The organism is Anaerofustis stercorihominis (assembly GCF_024623185.1).
Classification (GTDB): Bacteria; Bacillota; Clostridia; order Eubacteriales; family Anaerofustaceae; genus Anaerofustis.
Window position 1 is genome coordinate 107,519 of sequence record NZ_JANJZK010000002.1, and the last position, 20,359, is coordinate 127,877.

The following is a 20,359-nucleotide window of genomic DNA, read 5'->3' on the forward strand; positions in this document are numbered from 1 at the left end:
AGATATGGGCATTGATAAGTTTAATCATGAGGGTTATTCCGACCCGACTACATATGAGGCTCTTACCAACATCCACCGTGAGGAAGTGGCAGCTGATAAAAAGGCTGCCTATCTTCCTTTGGTGTATGTATGCAGTCCATATGCAGGTGATGTTGAAACCAATGTTATGAACGCAAAACGATACAGCAGATTCGCTGTTGATGAAAATGCTATCCCGGTAACACCTCATCTTTTATATCCCCAGTTCATGAATGATTGTAATGAGGCTGAAAGAGAGATAGCTATGCATTTCAATTATGTACTTCTTGGCAAATGCACAGAGGTCTGGGTTTTCGGTGGTGTGATTAGCCGAGGTATGGCTCGTGAGATTGGTGTTGCCAAGAAAAGAAGAATGAAGATCAGATGGTTTACCCAGGATTTGAAGGAGGTCGGAGAATATGATTAATTTTACTGTTTATTCAGCAGACTGTGTCGGCAACAGCGGTAACTGTCTGTATCCCAATAAGAATATTGTAACGGATAAAGAGTCCTTTATTGCAGCAACCAAGATGGATCATGTCACTGCAAAGTATAAAGGAAACTATCGCAGTAAGGATAACTTTGAATCCTCCGACTGTATTCCTCTTGACTGTGACAATGACCATTCAGAGAACCCGGAAGACTGGCTTACTCCTTTTGATATTGCACTTTCAATTCCGGGAGTTGTTTTCGCTGCATCTTACAGCAGACACCACAACCTTCCAAAGGGTGACAAATCGGCAAGACCAAGATTTCATGTGTTCTTCCCTATACCAAAGGTAACGGACGGAGAAAAGTATGCAGCCATGAAACGAAAGATAGCTGATGCTTTCCCTTATTACGATACCAACGCATTAGACTCTGCAAGATTCCTTTATGGTAATGACTCTGATGAAGTGGAGTTCTATGAAGGTGATAAAACCATTCTTGATTATCTGGAAGAGGATGATTTTGCAGATTTCGATGCAAGTCTTGAGCAGGTGCCGGAGGGTCAGCGTAACAGCACCATGAGTCATATTTCAGGAAAGATTATCAAGAGATACGGAAATACAGAAGAGGCTTATCAGATATTCCTTAAGAAGGCAGAACTCTGTAATCCACCACTTCCTGAAAGCGAACTCAAGGTGATATGGAGAAGTACATCAAAGTTCGGTAACAAGGTATCGAACCAGGAAGGATACATTCCACCTGAACAGTACAACTCCGACTGCAGATTAAAGCCGGAAGACTTCTCCGATGTGGGACAGGCTACGGTTCTTGCAACCGAGTATAAGGACATTCTTCGCTATTCTCCATCGACTGATTACATGGTCTACAACGGCAGTTTCTGGGAAGAGTCAAAACCAAAGTCCCAGGGTGTTTCCCAGGACTTGACAGAAAGACAGCTTGCAGAGGCTGAAACTGAAATGAAGAAGGCTATGGATGAACTTGTAAAGAATGGTGGCATGGAGATTCTTGTATCCGTGGGTCCGAAGAAAGCTGTTCAGATGTTTAACAAGCAGCAGGTTCATGCCTACGAGATGTATGAAGATGCTGTGGCTTATAAGAAATATGCCATTAAGCGAAGAGATACAAAGAACATAGCAGCCACATTAAAAGAGGCTCGTCCGATGCTTGAAGTGGAACAGAGAAACCTTGATGCTGATGAGTTCATGCTGAACACACCGACTCTTACCTATGATCTAAGACAGGGCACCAAGTTTCCGATGGAACACAGACCAGAGCATTTCATCACAAAGCAGACAACCGTTGACCCATCAAGTGATGGTGCAGATATCTGGGCAGCTGCACTTGATACCTTCTTTTTAAAGGATACCGACCTTATCGATTATGTTCAGAGAATGGTTGGCTTGTCAGCAATCGGCAAGGTGTATGTGGAGGCACTCATTATTGCATATGGAGAAGGTCGCAATGGTAAGTCTACCTTCTGGAATGTTATCGCAAGAGTCCTTGGTACATATTCAGGAAACATTTCTGCGGATATGCTGACCGTTGGATGCAGAAGAAATGTCAAGCCGGAACTTGCCGAGGCAAAGGGTAAGAGAATGCTTATTGCAGCAGAGCTGGAAGAAGGCATGAGATTGAATACTGCAAATGTTAAACAGCTTTGTTCTACCGATGAGATCTATGCTGAGAAGAAGTATAAAGATCCGTTCTCATATACTCCGACACATACACTTGTGCTTTATACCAACCATCTGCCAAAGGTCGGTGCGATTGATAAGGGTACCTGGAGAAGACTTATCGTTATTCCGTTTGATGCCAAGATTGAAGGAAGTGCTGATATCAAGAACTATGCAGACTATCTGTTTGAAAAGGCAGGTGGTGCAATCCTTACATGGGTTATCGAGGGTGCAAGAAAAGTAATCGCAGACAATTACAAGATCGACCCTCCACAGAAGGTGCGTGATGCGATTGAGCATTATAAGGAGAGTAATGACTGGCTTTCCTACTTCTTAAGTGAACGCTGCGAACTTGATCCTGCCTATGTGGCAAAGTCGAGCGAGGTATATAACGAGTATCGAATCTTCTGTACCCAGGTGGGTGAGTTTACAAGAAGTACAACAGATTTCTACACAGCTTTGGAAACAGTCGGATTTGAAAGATACCGTGACCGTAAAGGCAGATACATTAAAGGCTTAAGACTCAAGACGGACTTTATGGAAGAAGAGTAATGACAGTAGGTGTGACAGTTAATGACGGCTATTTACTATCCTTTTCTATAGAGTAAAAAAATTAAGTCTATATATAAAGTATAGGAAATGACAGTCTTACCCTGTCACACCATCAAATTCAGCATTGATGGAGGTGGCACGAATGCGTGAAAAAGAAGTAGAGCAGAAACTTGTAAAGGCTGTAAAGCTTGCAGGTGGTTTCTGCATCAAATTTACATCTCCCGGATTTGACGGAGTGCCGGACAGACTGGTTCTTCTTCCAAAAGGGAGAATGGCTTTTATAGAACTCAAGGCTCCTGGCAAGAAACCAAGAGCCTTACAGAAAAGAAGAATGAAACAGTTATCAGCTTTGGGGTTTCCCTGCTATGTGGTTGATAACACTGATGTGATTGGGGGTGTCATTGATGAAATACAATCCTCATGATTATCAGACTTATGCAACGAACTTTGTACTGGAACATCCTGTGGCAGCAGTCCTTTTAGAAATGGGACTCGGAAAGAGTGTGATTACCTTAACGGCTATATTTGAACTTCTTTATAACAGATTTGAAGTTGGAAAGGTTCTGGTCATTGCACCTCTTCGAGTAGCAAGAGATACATGGCCTGCTGAAATAGAAAAATGGGATCACTTAAAGGGACTGACCTATTCGGTGGTCATAGGTACAGAGTCGGAGCGAAAAGAGGCACTAAGAAAAAGTGCAGGTATCTATCTGATCAACAGAGAAAATGTGGACTGGCTTATCAACAAGAGTGGCTTTCCATTCGATTTTGACATGATTGTCATTGATGAATTATCGTCTTTCAAGTCTGCATCGGCTAAACGATTCAAGAGCCTTCTTAAAGTAAGACCAAAGGTAAAAAGAATCGTGGGTCTTACAGGAACTCCAAGTAGTAATGGACTTATGGATTTATGGGCAGAGTTCAGAATCCTTGACATGGGAGAAAGGCTCGGAAGATATATCACACATTATCGTATGAATTTCTTTGTGCCGGATAAACGAAATCAGCAGATGATATTTTCCTACAAACCAAGACCAGGTGCGGAAGATGCCATCTACAGACTGATATCGGATATTACGATTTCTATGAAATCAGCAGATTTTCTTAAAATGCCTGAATGCATTATGAACGAAGTGGAAGTAAAGCTTTCAGAAAAGGAAAGGTCTGTATATGACGAATTAAGGCAGGAAATGGTGGTGTCTTTGGAAGATGAAGAGATTGATGCTGCAAATGCAGCTGCTCTTTCAGGCAAACTTCTGCAGATGGCCAATGGTGCTATCTATAACGAAGAAAAAGAGGTCTTTCATATTCATGACCGTAAGCTTGATGCACTTGAGGACTTGATTGAAGGTGCAAATGGCAAGCCTGTACTTGTAGCTTATTGGTATAACCATGATCTGGAGCGAATCAGGGAAAGATTCAAGGTTCGTGAAATCAAGACTTCAAAGGATATCAGGTATTGGAATAATGGCGAGATACCGATTGCTGTTATACATCCTGCGAGTGCCGGACATGGCTTGAATTTGCAAAGTGGTGGATCGACCCTTATATGGTTCGGTCTTACCTGGTCATTGGAACTCTATCAGCAGACCAATGCAAGGTTATGGAGACAGGGGCAGAAATCCTCGGTTGTCATACACCACATTATTTCAAAGGATACAATTGATGAAGATGTGATGAAGGCATTAAGGCTCAAAGAGAAAACACAGACAGAACTTATTGATGCGGTTAAGGCGAGAATCGGAGGTGGTGCTTATGACGGCTAAAGATTATCTGAACAGACCGTTCATTCTAAATAACAAGATTAACGATAAGCTGATAAAGCTTGAATGCTATAAGGAATTATCAACAAGTGTTTCTTCCCCAAGCTTTGAAGAGAAGTTTTCGGGAACGAGAAATCTTGAACCTCCCTTTGTAAGATATCTTGGCAAAATCAGTGATCTGGAAGAAGAGATAAAAGCTGACTATGAAAAGCTTGAAGATATGAAGAAGGAAATCGATGCGGAAATCGACAAACTGGAAGACCCGTATGAGCAGCTTATCCTTCGCTACAGATACTTGATGTTTATGCCAATGAACCAGATTGCAACGAAGGTGCATTACACATTGAGGTGGATACAGCGAATTCATAACAGAGCAATAGAAAACTTTGAAAGAGTTCACCCCAGTTCACCCTAGTTCACCCCGAGTTCATCTATAAGTCGCATAAGGGATGTGCTATACTTATAATAGCAAAATAGAATGAGTTACAGCCTTGTTGGGAAACCTGCAGGGCTTTTCTTATGCCCATAAGGAAGTGGAGAAGTTGCCGAGACTACCGAAGAAACCGTGTGGTTACCCCGGCTGTCCAAACCTTACTGATGGAAGGTACTGCAAGGAACACGAGAAACAGGTGGCTCGTTCCTACGAGAAGTATGGCAGAGATCCAGCTGTACGCCGTAGGTACGGAAGAGCATGGAAACGTATCCGTGACAAGTATGTATCACAGCATCCTTTCTGTGAACTGTGTTTTGAGAAAGGAATCCTTGTGCCTGTTGATGAGGTTCATCACAAGTTGCCACTGTCAGAAGGTGGAACACATGAGAGGTCTAACCTCATTGCTTTATGTAAGTCATGTCATGCAAAGATTCATGCAGAGCGTGGTGACTATCAGGGAAGCAAAAAACATCGTGTGTACAGCTACGATAAGTGACCCCAGGGGCGGTTCAAATCTCAAACGCATCAAGGTCCCGGGGAACGGCGTGGGGTCTTGCGTGTGAAAAATGCGAAATCAAAAGGGTAATTAAAGGAGGGTGTACAGACGTGCCTACAAAATCGAATAACATCGGTGGCCGTGGTGGTGCAAGACCTGGTGCAGGTCGCAAGAAAACGGCTGTATCCGAGAAAGCATAGAACGGGAATCCGGGTGGCAGAAAATTAGAAGTCCTGGATATTCCTGAAGTGGAAGGTGTGGAGATGCCAAAGCCACACGACTTCCTGTCTGCAGAACAGAGAGACGGAAGTGAACTGCAGGCTCACGAAATCTATACGGAAACATGGAACTGGCTAAACAAGATCGGATGCTCATCGAAGGTATCCCCACAGCTGTTGGAAAGATATGCGATGTGTTCTGCAAGATGGATTCAGTGCGAAGAGATGACCAACAAGCTGGGATTTCTTTCAAAGCACCCAACAACACAGAAACCAATCCCATCTCCGTTCATTAACATTGGCATCAACTATATGAACCAGGCAGTAAGGCTCTGGAACGAAATATTTCAGATTGTGAAGGAGAACTGCAGCACAGATTACGATGATGCTGCTCCACAGAATGATTTGATGGAAAGACTCCTAAGAGCAAGGGAAGGAAAATAATATGATTGAAAAAGTAAATCCATTCCACCCTGATAAGGTGGCTGACAGAATAGCAGGTGCCATTGTTGATTTGGCTTATGCAAAAGAAGAAAATCCGAAGGTTGCCGTTGAGGTGCTTATCGGTCATGGGCAGGCTCATGTAATTATTGAAACATCAGCTGAACTTGATAAGTTTGACATCGCTGCAGCTATTCATAGAATTGCCGGAGATGTCAGAGCAGACATTGTGATTGTTCCCCAGGATACACATCTTGCAAAGAACCAGGAAGAAAGCATCCATTGTGGTGACAATGGTATATTCAAGGGAATGCCTCTTACTGAAGAGCAGAAGGCATTATCCCAGATAGCAAGAGATATCTATAAGGTGTATCCGTTTGATGGAAAGTACATTCTTGATCAGGCAAGACTCATCATCTGCCAGAGCAATGCGAAAAAAGTACACTTAAAGGAAATCTATCCTATAGCAGAAATTAATCCCCTGGGTGACTGGACTGGTGGCACGGATGTAGATACCGGGGCAACCAATCGTAAGCTTGGTTCTGATATGGCAGACTCCGTAACAGGTGGTGGTCTTCATGGCAAGGACTTATCCAAGGCAGATGTTTCTGTAAATATCCACGCATTCCTTAAGGCACAGAGAACTGGAAAACCAGTAGAACTTGTATGCGCTATTGGTGATGATGCCGTTGATGATATTTCATATAAGGAAATCGTGGAAGAAGCTAGAGAGTTTATTCGTTCCATCGGTGGCTTTGAGAAGTTTGCCGAGTGGGGACTTTATTAAGGAGGCATTATGGGAAAGACAACTACAGAAATGCAGCTTGTAGCTGTATCAAAACTTATTCCTTATGTGAATAATGCAAGAACCCATTCTGCCGAGCAGGTTATGAAACTTCGTTCCTCCCTTCGTGAGTTCGGTTTCATCAATCCTGTTATCATTGACCGAGAGTTTAATGTTATCGCAGGTCACGGAAGAATCCTTGCTGCAAAGGAAGAAGGAATACTTGAAGTGCCTTGTGTATTTGTGGACTACCTTACAGAGGCACAGAAGAAAGCATATATCCTGGCAGACAACCGAATGGCAATGGATGCAGGATGGGACGAAGAGTTACTTCGTATTGAGATTGAGGCTCTCCAGGGTGAGGACTTCGATATCGGACTTACGGGATTTGACGAAAGCGAGATTGCAGATCTCTTTGGTTCGGATGATACTTCCGGGGTAAAGGATGATGACTACGATTTGTCAGCTGCACTTGAAAAAGCAGCCTTTGTAAAGCGTGGTGATATCTGGGCAGTCGGAAGACACAGACTGATGTGTGGTGATGCAACTTCTTCAGAAGATGTAGCTGCACTTATGGATGGTAAAAAAGCCAACCTTATCATTACTGATCCACCATACAACGTGGCATTTGAAAGTTCCGATGGATTATCCATCAAAAATGATAAGATGGCAAATGATAAATTCTATGAATTCCTGCTTTCAGCATTTAAGAACATGGCTGAGCATCTTGAAAAGGGTGGCTCGGCTTATGTATTTCATGCAGATACAGAAGGTCTTAATTTCAGAAAGGCTTTCATGGATGCAGGTTTTCACTTATCCGGCTGTTGCATCTGGGTAAAGAACTCCCTTGTTCTTGGCCGTTCGGATTATCAGTGGCAGCATGAACCAGTCCTTTACGGCTTTTTACAGAATGGAAAGCATTACTGGAGCAAGAATGCAGGCAGAAGTCAGACTACCATCTGGAACTTCGATAAGCCGAAGAAGAATAAGAACCATCCGACTTCCAAGCCACTTGACCTGCTTGCTTATCCGATTGGAAATTCAAGTCAGGAAAATGCAATTGTCATTGATACCTTTGGTGGCAGTGGTTCAACGCTCATGACCTGTGAGCAGACGAACCGTGTATGTCATACGATGGAACTTGATGAGAAATACGCATCCGTCATCCTTCGCAGATATGTTGAGGATACCGGGGATGCAGAAGGTGTATTTGTAATCAGAGATGGTGAGAAGATCCCATACTCTGCACTGGTAAAAGAAGTGGAGGGTACGGATGGAGAAACAGAATAATTTGACCCTTGGCAGCCTTTTTGATGGTTCTGCCGGGTTTCCTTTAGGAGGCTTGCTTTCTGGTGTTACCCCTTTGTGGGCATCGGAAATCGAGCCTTTTCCTATTCGTGTAACAACGAAAAGACTACCGCAGATGAAACACTACGGTGACATTTCCAAGATGAATGGTGGCGAGATTCCTCCCGTTGACATCATTACATTTGGAAGTCCATGCCAGGATATGTCCGTTGCCGGAAAGAGGGACGGACTTGGTGGCTCTCGTTCCAGTCTGTTTTATGAGGCGGTAAGAATCATAAAAGAAATGAGGTGTAAGACAGATGGCAGATATCCAAGATTTATCGTCTGGGAAAATGTCCCAGGAGCCTTCTCAAGCAACAAGGGAGAAGACTTCAGAGCCGTCCTCGAAGAGGTCTGCAAAATCAAAGATGAATGTGTGTCAGTGCCTAAACCTTCAAAATGGCAGAGTGCAGGAAAAATCCTGGGAGACGGTTACTCAGTCGCATGGAGACAGCTTGATGCTCAATTTTGGGGAGTACCCCAGAGAAGAAAACGTATCTACCTTGTCGCAGATTTTGCAGGCTGGTGTGCCGGAAAAATACTATTTGAGTCAGAAGGCTTGTCTAGGTATACTCCGCAGGGCTTCCGTTCGTGGCAAGAAACTGCCAACGGTTCTGCAGAGAGCATTGGAGAAACAGGCAGCAACAGCTTAATGTTTGAAAACCACGGACAGGACTCAAGATATACGGGTCCTCTTGAAGTGGCACAGACCGTTCTTTCCACATTTGGAACGGGTGGTAATAATCAGCCTTTTGTGGTGCAGACGCCAAAGACACTCAAAATCAGAAGTGGCTGTGAAGGTGGTGGCAAGGGTGCCTTGATTCAGGAAGACAAGTCAGCGACCCTTGGATGCAACAATGATCAGACTTTATTCGTACCAAAGGTCTATGGTATCTGTGCCAAGGACAGCAATGCAATGAAGTCATCAAATCCTAACAGTGGATTCTATGAGGCAACTACCAGCAGGTGCCTTGATGGGAATGGTGGCAATCCATCATGCAATCAGGGTGGAATGGCTGTTATTGAAGGCAACGGAACAAGACCTTCTCATAAGGGTGATGGCTATAAGGAATCCGATGTGATGTACACACTTAATGCGACAGAACAGCACGGAGTTGCCTATGGCATAGGAAGACCTGCGATGAACCAGGGGTATAACGCACAGTTCTCTTTCCAGGTGGAAGAGGAAGTTGAACCTACACTTGTTGCAGCAGGAGCAAGTGGTGTGGCTCATCCTGTGTTTAGTTCTTCAAAGGCATCGTTCTTTACTACTGCCGAAGAGAAACTTGCAAACACACTTGTGGCAACAGATTATAAAGACCCTCCTATTGTGAATGATGAGATGGAAGAAGACTATATCGTCAGAAGACTCACTCCAACCGAATGTGCAAGACTGCAAGGATTTCCGGACTGGTGGTGTGATGATCTTGGAACGGAAGAACCTACTAATGAGGAAATCGCATATTGGAAAGATGTGTTTAAAACTCATGCAGAGGCTCTCGGTAAAAATATGAAACCAAAGACGGACAGTCAGATAAAGAAGTGGCTTAAAAATCCACATTCCGACTCTGCGGAATATAAGATGTGGGGCAATGGTGTGGCACTTCCGAATGTGGTTTTCGTGCTTTCGGGTATTGTGTACTACTCACAGTTTCCAACCAAATAATATCTGCTTATTCTACACACAAACAACTTGATATATGTGCCTTTTAGAGTGATATATGTAGTACCGAAAAATAAAGGAGGTACTCGGCATGAGAGTAGAATTTAACAGAATCGGAGCAGAAAGAAAAGCATTGGTTACAGCTATTTCCGAGATCCTTGGAACGAAGGCAAAGTACATGGGGATGCCAACCGCAGCTTATGACTTTGGAGGACTAATTGTGGATAAGACAGGAGCTTTGGAATTTGAAGAGAACATTTTTCCAAAGGATATCGAAACACTTTTGCAGAAACTCGCAGATAGAGGCTTTACCGCTGAGAACAGCAAGGATTTGGAACAGGACGAAGAAGTATCCGAAGAGCCGAAAGAAATGCCACAGAGCGAAAGCGTGGGGCTTACGATAACCGTTCCTCTTGAGAAAGTAAAAGTCGGAAACCTTACGAACCTTCTGGAAACAAAGGGTGAGTTGATTAAGAAAGCCTTGGGAGCGGATGATATTCGAATCGAAGTAGATGAGGAGAAAGTATCCTTCCCTTGGTTTTCAGAACTGCCGGATGCAGACGCCTGCACAGCTTATCAAAATTTTATTGCAGCACTCTGCAAGATGAGCAAAGAGCAGAAACGAATCAACTCCACAGAAAAGGAAGTAACCAACGAGAAATATGCATTCAGATGTTTCCTTTTAAGGCTCGGATTCATCGGAGCAGAATACAAGGCAGACAGAAAGATTTTGCTTAAGAACCTTGAAGGCTCGGCAGCATTCAAGAACGGTGTGAAGGGAGGCGAAAAATAATGTTCTTTCCAAGCAGAGATATTGTTGAGAGAGTGAAAAAGGAATATCCGGCAGACACAAGAGTTGAACTTGTAAGAATGGATGATTTCCAGGCACCACCGATTGGAACAAAGGGTACGGTCAGAGGTGTTGATGACACCGCAAGTATTATGGTTGCATGGGATAACGGCAGCAGTCTGAATGTGGTCTACGGTGAGGATAAATGCCGTAAGATCACTGAAGAATAAGGGTCAGAAATACACAGTTTTTCTGCCAAAAGATTGTGTAGTATATGGTGCTAATTAACTTGATATAGTGTGCTTTTAGAGTGATATATAGTACTACCAAAAGGGAAAACACACCAAACGGAGGTACATAGAATGAACGAAAAAATCACACATCAGATTGAAGAAATGAAGAAGCAAACCATCGGAGTTGAGGTCGAGATGAACAGCATCACAAGAGAGCGAGCAGCAAAGCTTGCAGCCGAATACTTCGGAACAGGACGCTACGAAAATACAGCATCAAGAAACGGCTACTTTACCTGGTCAGCATGGGATGGACAAGGCAGAGAATGGAAATTTCAAAAAGACGTCAGCATTGCCGGAGACGATGCACACAAATGCGAAATGGTAACCCCAATTCTTAAATACGAGGACATGGAAACCTTGCAGGAACTGATCAGAAAGCTTCGCAAGGCAGGAGCCAAGAGTGATGCAACAAGAGGATGCGGAGTTCACATCCACATCGGAGCAAACGGCCACACACCACAGACCATGAGAAACCTTGCAAACATCATGGCAAGCCACGAAAGTCTGATAGCCGAGGCACTTGACCTTGATCGAGGCAGAATGAACAGATACTGCAGAACGGTTGACCCAAGATTTTTAGAGCAGCTCAACAAAAAGAAACCAAAGACCATGAGCAAGCTTGCAGACATCTGGTACGGCACACAGGGTTGCGACTACGGAAGAAGCCAGCATTACAACGATAGCCGATACCATATGCTTAACTACCACGCAACCTTCACAAAGGGAACCATCGAGTTCAGACTTTTCCAGTTTGATGCACCTGACGATGGAAAGCAGAACGGACTTCATGCCGGACAGCTTAAAAGCTACATTCAGCTTTGCCTGGCACTCAGCCAGATGGCAAAGGAAGTAAGAACAGCAAGTCCAAAGCCACAGCAGAACGAAAATCCAAAATACGCAATGAGAACATGGCTCTTAAGACTTGGGTTCATCGGAGACGAATTCAAGACAGCAAGAGACCTTCTTACAAGAAGACTTGCAGGAGATACAGCATTCAGAACTGCAAGGAGATAGCCTTGTAACACCTTAATAAAAAGAGTCGACCACTTCGGTGGTCTTAAGGTGGTAGAAGGGCGTCCCCTTCAGAAAGGATGGAAACCATATGAGTAAACGATACTACATTGCCTATGGCAGCAACCTGAACATCCCACAGATGAGAATGCGATGTCCAGGTGCAAGGATTATTGGAACATCGGTCATTGAAGACTATCAGCTTTTATTCAAAGGCAGCAAGACAGGTTCATACCTTACCATTGAACCTATGGAAGGTGCTGAAGTTCCCGTTGTAATATGGAAAGTTACCGAGACCGATGAGAAAGCACTCGACCGTTACGAAGGATATCCAAACTTCTATTACAAAAAGGAAATGACCCTGGATATCAAAGGCATCAGAACGGGAAAGGTGCGAAGGCGAGATGCTTTTGTCTACATCATGCATGAAGAAAGAGAACTTGGAATCCCAAGCTGGTATTATGTGAACACCTGCCTTGACGGATACCGAGCCTTTGGATTTGATGAGAAGTACCTGTTCGATGCGATCAGAATAAGCAGGAGGGATACACATGAAGACTGAAGTCAGAAGAATTGCAATCTGCCCTAAATGTGGCAAGGAATATCACGGAAGTCCGGCTCTTTCAAGAGTGGACAACGAAACCTATATCTGCCCCGACTGTGGAACAAGAGAAGCTCTTGAAAGCATCGGTGTGGACAAGGATGAGCAGGAAGAAATCCTGAACACCATTCATAGCTGTATGGGACAGTAACAACTGAAAAAGAATACTTTTTGGGACTCCACCAGGGGGCCTTTTTTCGTGGAGGTGATGGCGAATGAGAAAACTGAAAAAGTATAAACCCACGAAGCTTATGGCGAAGTCTTCTCATTACGATGAGCAGATGGCGGATTATGCTGTCAGCTTTATTGAGGAACTACGCCATACCAAAGGAACGTGGGCTGGAAAGAAATTTGAACTTATAGACTGGCAGGAACAGATTATAAGGGATCTGTTCGGTGTGCTGAAACCAAACGGATACAGACAGTTCAATACAGCCTATATTGAAATTCCCAAGAAACAGGGAAAATCGGAACTTGCAGCTGCCGTTGCACTTCTTCTTTTATGTGGTGATGGAGAAGAAAGAGCAGAAGTGTACGGATGTGCAGCAGACAGAAACCAGGCAAAAATCGTATTTGATGTTGCCGTTGATATGATAAGGTTCTGCCCGGCTCTTATGAAAAGAGTGAAGATACTGGAATCGCAGAAGAAGATCATCTATAAGCCTACCAACAGTTCCTACCAGGTTCTGTCGGCGGATGTTGCAAACAAGCATGGCTTCAATACACACGGAGTAATCTTTGATGAGTTGCACACCCAGCCAAATCGAAAACTCTATGATGTAATGACCCAGGGTTCGGGTGATGCCCGTATGCAGCCGTTGTATTTTCTTATTACAACAGCCGGGAATGATACGAACTCCATCTGCTATGAGATACACCAGAAGGCTTTAGATATTGAGGCAGGCAGAAAAGTTGACCCTACCTTTTATTCCGTTATCTATGGTGCAGATGAATCGGAAGACTGGACAGACCCTAAAGTATGGAAGAAAGCAAATCCATCACTTGGCATCACAGTTGCCATAGAAAAAGTAAAAACTGCCTGTGACTCTGCAAAACAGAATCCCGGAGAAGAAAACTCCTTCAGACAGCTAAGACTTAATCAGTGGGTAAAACAGTCGGTACGATGGATGCCGATGGAAAAGTGGGATGCCTGCAACTTTGCCGTTAATGAAGATGACCTGGAAGGTCGTGTATGTTACGGCGGACTGGACTTATCCAGTACAACCGATATCACGGCATTCGTGCTTGTGTTTCCACCACTTGATGAGGATGACAGATATATCGTTCTTCCTTATTTCTGGGTGCCGGAAGACACTCTTGACCTTCGAGTGCGAAGAGACCATGTTCCCTATGATCTGTGGGAGCGAAAAGGCTATCTGCAGACAACCGAAGGAAATGTTGTTCACTATGGCTACATCGAGAATTTCATAGAAAGTCTTGGTGAGAGATTCAACATCAGAGAGATTGCCTTTGACCGTTGGGGAGCAGTACAGATGGTTCAGAATTTGGAAGGCATGGGATTTACCGTTGTGCCTTTCGGACAGGGATTCAAGGATATGAGTCCACCGACCAAGGAACTGATGAAGCTTGTGCTTGAACAAAGAATTGCACATGGTGGTCATCCAGTCCTTCGTTGGAATATGGACAACATCTTTATTCGTACTGATCCTGCAGGAAACATCAAGGCAGATAAGGAAAAATCGACTGAAAAGATTGACGGTGCCATTGCAACAATCATGGCGCTTGACAGAGCAATCAGATGTGGTAATGAAGTGACCGAATCAGTCTACGATACACGAGGCTTATTGGTATTTTAGTTAAGAAAGGTAAGGTGATTGGAATGGGAATTCTCAAAGGCTTGTTCAGGACAAGAGATGCACCCACAAACAGAACAAGTGGCAGTGCCTACAGCTTTTTTATGGGAAACAGTACAAGTGGCAAACGAGTGAATGAACGCTCGGCAATGCAGATGACTGCAGTTTACAGCTGTGTGCGTATCCTGTCCGAAGCGGTAGCAAGCCTGCCATTGCATTTTTATAAATATGGAGATAACGGCAGCAAGGTAAAAGCTGTAGATCATCCTTTATATATGCTGTTGCATGATGAACCTAACCCGGAGATGACAAGCTTTGTTTTCAGGGAAACGCTCATGACCCATCTGTTATTGTGGGGCAATGCCTATGCACAGATCATCAGGAACGGCAAGGGTGAGATTATTGCTTTGTATCCTCTTATGCCGGACAGAATGAAAGTTGATAGAGATGAACACGGACATCTGTATTACGAATACCAGGTAAGTTCAGATGATGCTCCTACAAATAAGGGAGCAACAGTTAAACTTGTACCTGATGAAGTAATGCATATTCCAGGACTTGGCTTTGACGGTCTTGTGGGCTACTCGCCAATTGCTATGGCCAAGAATGCTATCGGTCTTGCAATCGCAGCAGAAGAGTATGGAAGTAAGTTCTATGCGAATGGTGCTGCACCGAGTGGTGTCCTGGAACATCCGGGAACTCTTAAAGACCCATCAAAGGTCAGGGATAGCTGGTCACAGACTTTTGGTGGAAGTGCAAATTCACATAAGGTTGCCGTCCTGGAAGAAGGAATGAAGTACACACCGATTTCCATTTCTCCGAACGAAGCACAGTTTTTAGAAACAAGAAAATTTCAGATAGATGAGATTGCTCGAATTTTCAGAGTACCTCCCCATATGGTAGGTGACCTTGAGAAGTCGAGCTTTTCTAATATTGAGCAGCAGTCACTTGAATTTGTGAAATACACTCTTGACCCTTGGGTTTCAAGGTGGGAGCAGAATATGGCTCGTTCTCTGTTAACAGCAGAGGAAAAACAGAATTATTTTATCAAGTTTAATGTAGACGGACTTCTTCGTGGTGACTATCAGAGCCGTATGAACGGTTATGCCACTGCAAGACAGAATGGCTGGATGTCTGCCAATGACATAAGGGAACTTGAGAATCTCGACAGGATTCCTGCAGAACTCGGTGGTGACCTTTACCTTATCAACGGCAACATGACCAAGCTTGAAGATGCAGGTATCTTTGCTGCAAGCCCGGATACATCAGACGGAGAGGAGAAAGCAGATGAAGAACAAGAAGTTCTGGAACTGGAAGAGTCGAAAAACTCTGAACCAGGAAAACGAAGAAGTCGCAGAGCGAGTCCTTGAGTTACACGGCACTATTGCTGAGGAAAGCTGGTTTGATGATGATGTCACACCGCAGTTATTCAAGGATGAGTTAAATGCCGGAAGTGGAGACATTACAGTATGGATCAACTCTCCGGGTGGTGACTGTGTGGCTGCGGCTCAAATCTACAATATGCTCACACAGTACAAAGGAAATGTCACAGTAAAGATTGACGGTATTGCAGCATCAGCAGCATCGGTCATTGCAATGGCAGGAAATATGGTACTTATGTCCCCTGTTTCAATGATGATGATTCATAATCCTGCAACCGTAGCATTTGGTGACCATGCAGAAATGCAAAAAGCAATCGATATGCTTGCAGAAGTGAAAGAGTCCATTATCAATGCCTATGTGATTAAGACTGGTCTTTCAAGGTCGAAACTTAGTCACTTGATGGATGCCGAAACCTGGATGGATGCCAACAAGGCTGTTGAACTTGGCTTTGCTGATGACATCATTACAAGAGCAGAAACAAAACCGAATACTGATCCCGAAGAAGAGGATGAAGATGATGAAAGCACCGAAGAGAAGGAAAAGAAACCTTCCGATTCGATGCTTTTTTCACGCAAGGCGGTAAACAACGCTCTTATGAACAAGCTAGAAAAACACTATGTCCAGTCTAAAGAAACCGTAACAAAGCAGGCAGAGATTTCTGTACCTACAAACAAAGGCACTTCTGCAAAAGAGATTAAGGAGCGTCTGGACTTTATTAAGAAATTCATTTAAGGAGGAATTCTATTATGACTATTAAGGATTTAATCGAAAAAAGAGCAAAAGTGTGGGAAACTGCAAAGAACTTTGTGGAAACTCACGAAGACAAGAATGGTGTGCTTTCCGATGAGGATACAGCAACCTACAACAAGATGGAGAAGGAAATCGAGGATTTGACAGCTGCTATCGACCGTCAGCAGAGAGCAGAACGCAGAGAAGCAGAACTTGCAAAGCCTGTTAATTCTCCGATTACCGGTAAGCCTTTTATGGGTGATGCCAAGGAAGTAAAGAAGGGTCGTGCTTCCGATGCTTATAAGGATGCGATGCTTTCTGCAATGCGTTCTAATTTCCGTAATGTAAGCAATGTACTTCAGGAAGGTGTAGATGCCGATGGTGGCTACCTTGTGCCGGAAGAGTATGACCGCAGACTTATTGATGTGCTTGATGGTGAGAACATCATGCGTAGCCTTGCTACAAAGATTACTACTGCAGGTCAGCACAAAATCAACATCGCAGCTACCAAGCCTGCAGCAGCATGGATTGAGGAAGGTGGAGCATTATCTTTTGGTGATGCAACATTCGACCAGATTTATCTTGATGCCTACAAGCTTCATGTAGCAATCAAGGTTACTGAAGAGTTGCTTTATGACAATGCCTTCGGTCTTGAAAACTACATCATCACTCAGTTCGGTAAGGCTTTAGCAAATGCCGAAGAGGATGCATTCCTTAACGGTAATGGTACTGGAAAGCCTACTGGTATCTTCGCAGCAAACGGTGGTGGTCAGATTGCAGCAACTCTTACTGCAGCTATCAAGTCCGATGACCTTATCGATTTGGTATATGGTCTTAAGAGACCTTATCGTAAGAACGCATCTTTCATCATGAATGATGCAACATTGGCTTCTATCAGAAAGCTTAAGGACAACAACGGAGCATATATCTGGCAGCCTTCTTACAAGGAAGGAGACCCTGACAGAGTGCTTGGTTATGCTGTTCACACTTCTGCTTTTGCACCTACAAATGCGATTGCATTCGGTGATTATAGTTACTACAACATCGGTGACCGTGGTTCTCGTTCTTTTGCAGAACTTCGTGAACTTTTCGCTGGTAACGGCATGGTTGGTTATGTAGCCAAGGAAAGAGTCGATGGTAAGCTTATCCTTCCTGAAGCAGTACAGATCTTAAAGCTTAAGGAAGAAACTGCAACTACTAAGGGTTAAGAATAAATAAGTGTGACACCCTATGACGGCTATTTACTATCCTTTTCTATAGGGATAAAAAATTAAAGCCTATATATAGATATAGGGAATGCCAGTCATAAGGTGTCACTGATTATTAGGTGGTGATAGATATGATTGTAAATCTTGATGAGATGAAGGGTTACCTTCGAGTGGACTTTGATGACGATGATGCACTTATCGAAAGTTTCATCACAACCGGGCAGAACCTCTGTGCAGATATAGCCAGGTTATCCGTGGATGAACTGGGTGCGATTCCATCATCCAAGATTGCTGTCATGTACGCAGTTGCCTATCTGTATGAACACAGAGAAGATGCAGACCATCATCAGCTGACCATTTCCCTTCGCTCCCTGCTTGAAGGTGTAAGAAGGAGTGTGTTCTGATGGATATTGCACTTTTGAATGTGAAGATTACGGTACAGAAGAATGAAACTGTTGTAGATGCCATCGGCAATCATAAGAATATCTGGACTGACTATTACACCTGCTTTGCAACCGTAAGTGGCGAAGGTGGTTCTGAAAAGAGTGTGGCAGGTCTTATAGTAGATGATTCTGATGTTTCATTTACAGTCAGATACTGCAGGGCACTCGCAGACCTGGATATTACAAAGCACAGAGTTCTTTTTGAAGGCTCTTTATATAATATCGTGTCTGTTGACCACATGAACTACAAGAAGAAATGCCTGAAACTGAAATGTGAGAAAGTGAGGAGATAGTGATGACAAATGTAAAGATTGATAACCTTGCAGATGAAATCATGAACGGCCTCAAGGAGTATGCTGATTTGGCCACAGATGACTTGAAGAAATCTGTAAGGAAGGCAGGAAATACAGTAAGGAAAGGTATCGCTGCATCTGCTCCAAAGGATACGGGTGCCTATGCGAAGAGCTGGTCGGTCAAGAAAACGAAGGAAACTTCAAATTCACTTGAACTGACGGTGCATTCCAAGAACCGATATCAGCTTGCCCATCTTCTTGAACACGGCCACGCAAAACGTGGTGGCGGAAGAGTGGCTGCAAGACCCCACATTGCCCAGGCAGAAGAGAATGCGATTGAAACATTGGAAACAGAAATCGCAAGAGCACTTGGAGGTATGTGATGGAAGAACTGTTACAGATTATTAAAGAAATGGACATTCCGTTTGCATATGACCATTTTGCAGAGGGAGAAAGTCCAGATCCACCGTTTATCTGCTATCTCTTGCCCGGCAGTGATAACTTTGCAGCTGACGGAAGAGTGTATTTGAAGGTAAACGAAGTTCATATAGAACTGTATACCGATTTGAAGGACTTGTCGGTAGAACAGAAAGTTGAATCCGTGCTTGACAGTCACGGCATTTTTTATGACCGTTTGGAAACATGGATTGAGAGTGAAAAGATGTATGAAGTCCTATATTCATTTGAAATGGAGGCATAAAAGCTATGGGTAATAAAGTAAAATACAACCTTAAAAATGTTCATGCTGCAAAGCTGACAAAAACAGAAGATGGTGAGTACACATATGAAACTCCTAAAGCAATCCCTGGTGCAGTAAGTATCAGCTTGGATGCCGAGGGTGATTCCAGTCCCTTCTATGCAGATGGTATCGTGTATTTCCGTTCTACTGCAAATAACGGTTACAGTGGTGACCTTGAGATTGCACTTATTCCTGAATGGTTCAGAACTGAAATCTTAAAAGAGGCACTTGATAAGAACGGTGTTCTTGTTGAGAGTGCTACTGTCACAGAGATGGAGAAATTCGCATTGTTATTCGAGTTTGATGGTGATGTAAGATGCATCCGTCATGTCCTTTATAACTGCAGTGCATCTCGTCCTTCTATCGAGTCTGAAACTAAAGAAGATGCAATCGAGCCTGGTACAGAGAAGTTATCTCTTACAGCTGATCCTAGAGAGGATGGTCTTGTTAAGTCAAGAACCGGGGATGCAACTGATGAGACAACATACAGCAACTGGTATAAGAACGTGTACATTCCTGTTGCCAAGGATACTGTAGGTTAAGGAGGAGTAGCATATGCTTAAAAAGGTTATTAATGTCGGTGGTAAAGAAGTAGCATTCCGTTCTTCTGCAACAGTGCCTCGTCTTTATCGTGCCAAATTCAAGAGAGATATTTTCAAGGATTTAGCAAAACTTGAGAGTTCGTATAAGGGGAGCAAGGAAGATGGTGAGGAGTTCGCAATTGATGATCTTGAAATCTTCGAGAATGTAGCCTACATCATGGCCTACCATGCAGACCATACGATTCCGGCAAATATTGATGACTGGCTTGATCAGTTCGAGATGTTTTCCATTTACGAGGTTCTGCCAGAAATCCTTGCACTTTGGGGTACAAACCTTATTACTGATATTGAGTCTAAAAAAAACTTAAACGCAGTAGCAGGGAGATGACAACACCGCTGTTCCTCCTTCGTTGTCTTGAGATAGGGCTTTCCATCAAAGATCTGGATTACCTTACCATAGGAATGGTAATGGATATCTGGACAGAAAAAGGAAATGATTCCTACAAGTATGACAATGTGGCAACTCAGGAGGACTTCGACAAATTCTAATAATATTGCAATGGGACTTTTGCTTATAGCAGGAGTCCTTTTTGGTATGCCGGGCATGGCATATATCTAGGTGGTGCAAGTCCACTGTGGGGGCGATGTCGCAACTGCCAACCACTAGCCAATATC

General features: G+C 43.7%; 24 protein-coding genes and 1 pseudogene. All 25 read left to right on the top strand.

What is annotated here, in order from left to right; all coding sequences use genetic code 11:
• The first annotated feature begins 4 nt into the window (after positions 1 to 4).
• Positions 5 to 445 (top strand): DUF7768 domain-containing protein, encoded by a 441-nt coding sequence (locus tag NSA01_RS02155; RefSeq protein ID WP_257479880.1) that lies wholly within the window; start codon positions 5 to 7, stop codon positions 443 to 445.
• Entirely contained in the window at positions 438 to 2,693 is a 2,256-nt protein-coding gene (locus NSA01_RS02160) for a phage/plasmid primase, P4 family (protein ID WP_257479881.1), read from the top strand. Before NSA01_RS02155 ends, NSA01_RS02160 begins: the two co-directional genes overlap by 8 nt.
• Positions 2,694 to 2,835: 142 nt before the next feature.
• Positions 2,836 to 3,117: a VRR-NUC domain-containing protein gene (locus NSA01_RS02165; protein WP_132226279.1), complete on the top strand. Its 282-nt coding sequence runs from the start codon at positions 2,836 to 2,838 to the stop codon at positions 3,115 to 3,117.
• The gene (locus NSA01_RS02170) at positions 3,098 to 4,459 is read left to right on the top strand and encodes a DEAD/DEAH box helicase (protein ID WP_257479882.1); all 1,362 of its coding nucleotides are present in this window, start codon (positions 3,098 to 3,100) and stop codon (positions 4,457 to 4,459) included. The genes NSA01_RS02165 and NSA01_RS02170 overlap by 20 nt, the downstream gene beginning before the upstream one ends.
• Complete coding sequence (locus tag NSA01_RS02175) at positions 4,449 to 4,871, top strand: hypothetical protein (RefSeq protein ID WP_257479883.1); 423 nt, start codon at positions 4,449 to 4,451, stop codon at positions 4,869 to 4,871. Before NSA01_RS02170 ends, NSA01_RS02175 begins: the two co-directional genes overlap by 11 nt.
• A 127-nt stretch (positions 4,872 to 4,998) precedes the next feature.
• Positions 4,999 to 5,385 carry an HNH endonuclease gene (locus tag NSA01_RS02180; RefSeq protein WP_165622597.1) on the top strand — a complete coding sequence of 129 codons (387 nt, stop codon included), beginning with the start codon at positions 4,999 to 5,001 and terminating at the stop codon, positions 5,383 to 5,385.
• A 110-nt stretch (positions 5,386 to 5,495) separates the two neighbouring features.
• Positions 5,496 to 6,047 (top strand): annotated as a pseudogene (locus NSA01_RS02185) (terminase).
• Position 6,048: 1 nt separating this feature from the next.
• Positions 6,049 to 6,831: an S-adenosylmethionine synthetase N-terminal domain-containing protein gene (locus NSA01_RS02190; RefSeq protein ID WP_257479884.1), complete on the top strand. Its 783-nt coding sequence runs from the start codon at positions 6,049 to 6,051 to the stop codon at positions 6,829 to 6,831.
• 9 nt (positions 6,832 to 6,840) lie between these two features.
• Positions 6,841 to 8,118, top strand: a complete 1,278-nt coding sequence (locus tag NSA01_RS02195) for a site-specific DNA-methyltransferase (protein WP_257479885.1) — start codon at positions 6,841 to 6,843, stop codon at positions 8,116 to 8,118.
• Positions 8,102 to 9,841 carry a DNA cytosine methyltransferase gene (locus NSA01_RS02200; protein ID WP_257479886.1) on the top strand — a complete coding sequence of 580 codons (1,740 nt, stop codon included), beginning with the start codon at positions 8,102 to 8,104 and terminating at the stop codon, positions 9,839 to 9,841. The genes NSA01_RS02195 and NSA01_RS02200 overlap by 17 nt, the downstream gene beginning before the upstream one ends.
• Positions 9,842 to 10,016: 175 nt before the next feature.
• Positions 10,017 to 10,631 carry a virulence protein gene (locus NSA01_RS02205; protein ID WP_373887169.1) on the top strand — a complete coding sequence of 205 codons (615 nt, stop codon included), beginning with the start codon at positions 10,017 to 10,019 and terminating at the stop codon, positions 10,629 to 10,631.
• On the top strand, positions 10,631 to 10,858 hold the full coding sequence (locus NSA01_RS02210) for a DUF4314 domain-containing protein (protein ID WP_257479888.1): 228 nt from the start codon (positions 10,631 to 10,633) through the stop codon (positions 10,856 to 10,858). The genes NSA01_RS02205 and NSA01_RS02210 overlap by 1 nt, the downstream gene beginning before the upstream one ends.
• A gap of 132 nt (positions 10,859 to 10,990) precedes the next feature.
• Entirely contained in the window at positions 10,991 to 11,935 is a 945-nt protein-coding gene (locus NSA01_RS02215; protein ID WP_257479889.1) for an amidoligase family protein, read from the top strand.
• Between the two features lie 88 nt (positions 11,936 to 12,023).
• Positions 12,024 to 12,494: a gamma-glutamylcyclotransferase family protein gene (locus NSA01_RS02220; protein ID WP_257479890.1), complete on the top strand. Its 471-nt coding sequence runs from the start codon at positions 12,024 to 12,026 to the stop codon at positions 12,492 to 12,494.
• Positions 12,484 to 12,684 carry a hypothetical protein gene (locus tag NSA01_RS02225; RefSeq protein WP_132226267.1) on the top strand — a complete coding sequence of 67 codons (201 nt, stop codon included), beginning with the start codon at positions 12,484 to 12,486 and terminating at the stop codon, positions 12,682 to 12,684. The genes NSA01_RS02220 and NSA01_RS02225 overlap by 11 nt, the downstream gene beginning before the upstream one ends.
• Positions 12,685 to 12,748: 64 nt before the next feature.
• Positions 12,749 to 14,350, top strand: a complete 1,602-nt coding sequence (locus NSA01_RS02230) for a terminase large subunit (protein WP_257479891.1) — start codon at positions 12,749 to 12,751, stop codon at positions 14,348 to 14,350.
• 23 nt (positions 14,351 to 14,373) lie between these two features.
• A complete protein-coding gene (locus NSA01_RS02235; protein ID WP_257479892.1) occupies positions 14,374 to 15,717 on the top strand; it encodes a phage portal protein in 1,344 nt (447 codons plus the stop codon).
• Positions 15,635 to 16,462 (top strand): head maturation protease, ClpP-related, encoded by an 828-nt coding sequence (locus tag NSA01_RS02240; RefSeq protein WP_257479893.1) that lies wholly within the window; start codon positions 15,635 to 15,637, stop codon positions 16,460 to 16,462. Before NSA01_RS02235 ends, NSA01_RS02240 begins: the two co-directional genes overlap by 83 nt.
• A gap of 14 nt (positions 16,463 to 16,476) precedes the next feature.
• Positions 16,477 to 17,667, top strand: coding sequence for a phage major capsid protein (locus NSA01_RS02245; RefSeq protein ID WP_257479894.1), 1,191 nt, complete (start codon positions 16,477 to 16,479; stop codon positions 17,665 to 17,667).
• Between the two features lie 131 nt (positions 17,668 to 17,798).
• Complete coding sequence (locus tag NSA01_RS02250) at positions 17,799 to 18,071, top strand: head-tail connector protein (protein ID WP_178667296.1); 273 nt, start codon at positions 17,799 to 17,801, stop codon at positions 18,069 to 18,071.
• The gene (locus NSA01_RS02255) at positions 18,071 to 18,403 is read left to right on the top strand and encodes a phage head closure protein (RefSeq protein WP_257479895.1); all 333 of its coding nucleotides are present in this window, start codon (positions 18,071 to 18,073) and stop codon (positions 18,401 to 18,403) included. The genes NSA01_RS02250 and NSA01_RS02255 overlap by 1 nt, the downstream gene beginning before the upstream one ends.
• Before the next feature lie 2 nt (positions 18,404 to 18,405).
• Positions 18,406 to 18,786 carry an HK97 gp10 family phage protein gene (locus NSA01_RS02260; RefSeq protein WP_257479896.1) on the top strand — a complete coding sequence of 127 codons (381 nt, stop codon included), beginning with the start codon at positions 18,406 to 18,408 and terminating at the stop codon, positions 18,784 to 18,786.
• Positions 18,786 to 19,103, top strand: a complete 318-nt coding sequence (locus NSA01_RS02265; RefSeq protein ID WP_132226261.1) for a hypothetical protein — start codon at positions 18,786 to 18,788, stop codon at positions 19,101 to 19,103. The genes NSA01_RS02260 and NSA01_RS02265 overlap by 1 nt, the downstream gene beginning before the upstream one ends.
• A gap of 5 nt (positions 19,104 to 19,108) precedes the next feature.
• A complete protein-coding gene (locus tag NSA01_RS02270) occupies positions 19,109 to 19,684 on the top strand; it encodes a major tail protein (protein WP_257479897.1) in 576 nt (191 codons plus the stop codon).
• Between the two features lie 13 nt (positions 19,685 to 19,697).
• Complete coding sequence (locus NSA01_RS02275) at positions 19,698 to 20,072, top strand: hypothetical protein (protein WP_132226259.1); 375 nt, start codon at positions 19,698 to 19,700, stop codon at positions 20,070 to 20,072.
• Positions 20,073 to 20,359: the final 287 nt, after the last annotated feature.

Bases quoted from the DNA above. Each gene is read 5' to 3' on its own strand.
- NSA01_RS02215 (WP_257479889.1), top strand. From the start codon at position 10,991: ATGAACGAAAAAATCACACATCAGATTGAAGAAATGAAGAAGCAAACC.
- NSA01_RS02245 (WP_257479894.1), top strand. From the start codon at position 16,477: ATGACTATTAAGGATTTAATCGAAAAAAGAGCAAAAGTGTGGGAAACT.
- NSA01_RS02250 (WP_178667296.1), top strand. From the start codon at position 17,799: ATGATTGTAAATCTTGATGAGATGAAGGGTTACCTTCGAGTGGACTTT.
- NSA01_RS02195 (WP_257479885.1), top strand. From the start codon at position 6,841: ATGGGAAAGACAACTACAGAAATGCAGCTTGTAGCTGTATCAAAACTT.
- NSA01_RS02225 (WP_132226267.1), top strand. From the start codon at position 12,484: ATGAAGACTGAAGTCAGAAGAATTGCAATCTGCCCTAAATGTGGCAAG.
- NSA01_RS02205 (WP_373887169.1), top strand. From the start codon at position 10,017: ATGGGGATGCCAACCGCAGCTTATGACTTTGGAGGACTAATTGTGGAT.
- NSA01_RS02240 (WP_257479893.1), top strand. From the start codon at position 15,635: ATGAAGAACAAGAAGTTCTGGAACTGGAAGAGTCGAAAAACTCTGAAC.
- NSA01_RS02260 (WP_257479896.1), top strand. From the start codon at position 18,406: ATGACAAATGTAAAGATTGATAACCTTGCAGATGAAATCATGAACGGC.
- NSA01_RS02170 (WP_257479882.1), top strand. From the start codon at position 3,098: ATGAAATACAATCCTCATGATTATCAGACTTATGCAACGAACTTTGTA.
- NSA01_RS02160 (WP_257479881.1), top strand. From the start codon at position 438: ATGATTAATTTTACTGTTTATTCAGCAGACTGTGTCGGCAACAGCGGT.
- NSA01_RS02265 (WP_132226261.1), top strand. From the start codon at position 18,786: ATGGAAGAACTGTTACAGATTATTAAAGAAATGGACATTCCGTTTGCA.
- NSA01_RS02200 (WP_257479886.1), top strand. From the start codon at position 8,102: ATGGAGAAACAGAATAATTTGACCCTTGGCAGCCTTTTTGATGGTTCT.
- NSA01_RS02275 (WP_132226259.1), top strand. From the start codon at position 19,698: ATGCTTAAAAAGGTTATTAATGTCGGTGGTAAAGAAGTAGCATTCCGT.
- NSA01_RS02270 (WP_257479897.1), top strand. From the start codon at position 19,109: ATGGGTAATAAAGTAAAATACAACCTTAAAAATGTTCATGCTGCAAAG.
- NSA01_RS02235 (WP_257479892.1), top strand. From the start codon at position 14,374: ATGGGAATTCTCAAAGGCTTGTTCAGGACAAGAGATGCACCCACAAAC.
- NSA01_RS02210 (WP_257479888.1), top strand. From the start codon at position 10,631: ATGTTCTTTCCAAGCAGAGATATTGTTGAGAGAGTGAAAAAGGAATAT.
- NSA01_RS02175 (WP_257479883.1), top strand. From the start codon at position 4,449: ATGACGGCTAAAGATTATCTGAACAGACCGTTCATTCTAAATAACAAG.
- NSA01_RS02190 (WP_257479884.1), top strand. From the start codon at position 6,049: ATGATTGAAAAAGTAAATCCATTCCACCCTGATAAGGTGGCTGACAGA.
- NSA01_RS02230 (WP_257479891.1), top strand. From the start codon at position 12,749: ATGAGAAAACTGAAAAAGTATAAACCCACGAAGCTTATGGCGAAGTCT.
- NSA01_RS02155 (WP_257479880.1), top strand. From the start codon at position 5: ATGGGCATTGATAAGTTTAATCATGAGGGTTATTCCGACCCGACTACA.
- NSA01_RS02165 (WP_132226279.1), top strand. From the start codon at position 2,836: ATGCGTGAAAAAGAAGTAGAGCAGAAACTTGTAAAGGCTGTAAAGCTT.
- NSA01_RS02220 (WP_257479890.1), top strand. From the start codon at position 12,024: ATGAGTAAACGATACTACATTGCCTATGGCAGCAACCTGAACATCCCA.
- NSA01_RS02255 (WP_257479895.1), top strand. From the start codon at position 18,071: ATGGATATTGCACTTTTGAATGTGAAGATTACGGTACAGAAGAATGAA.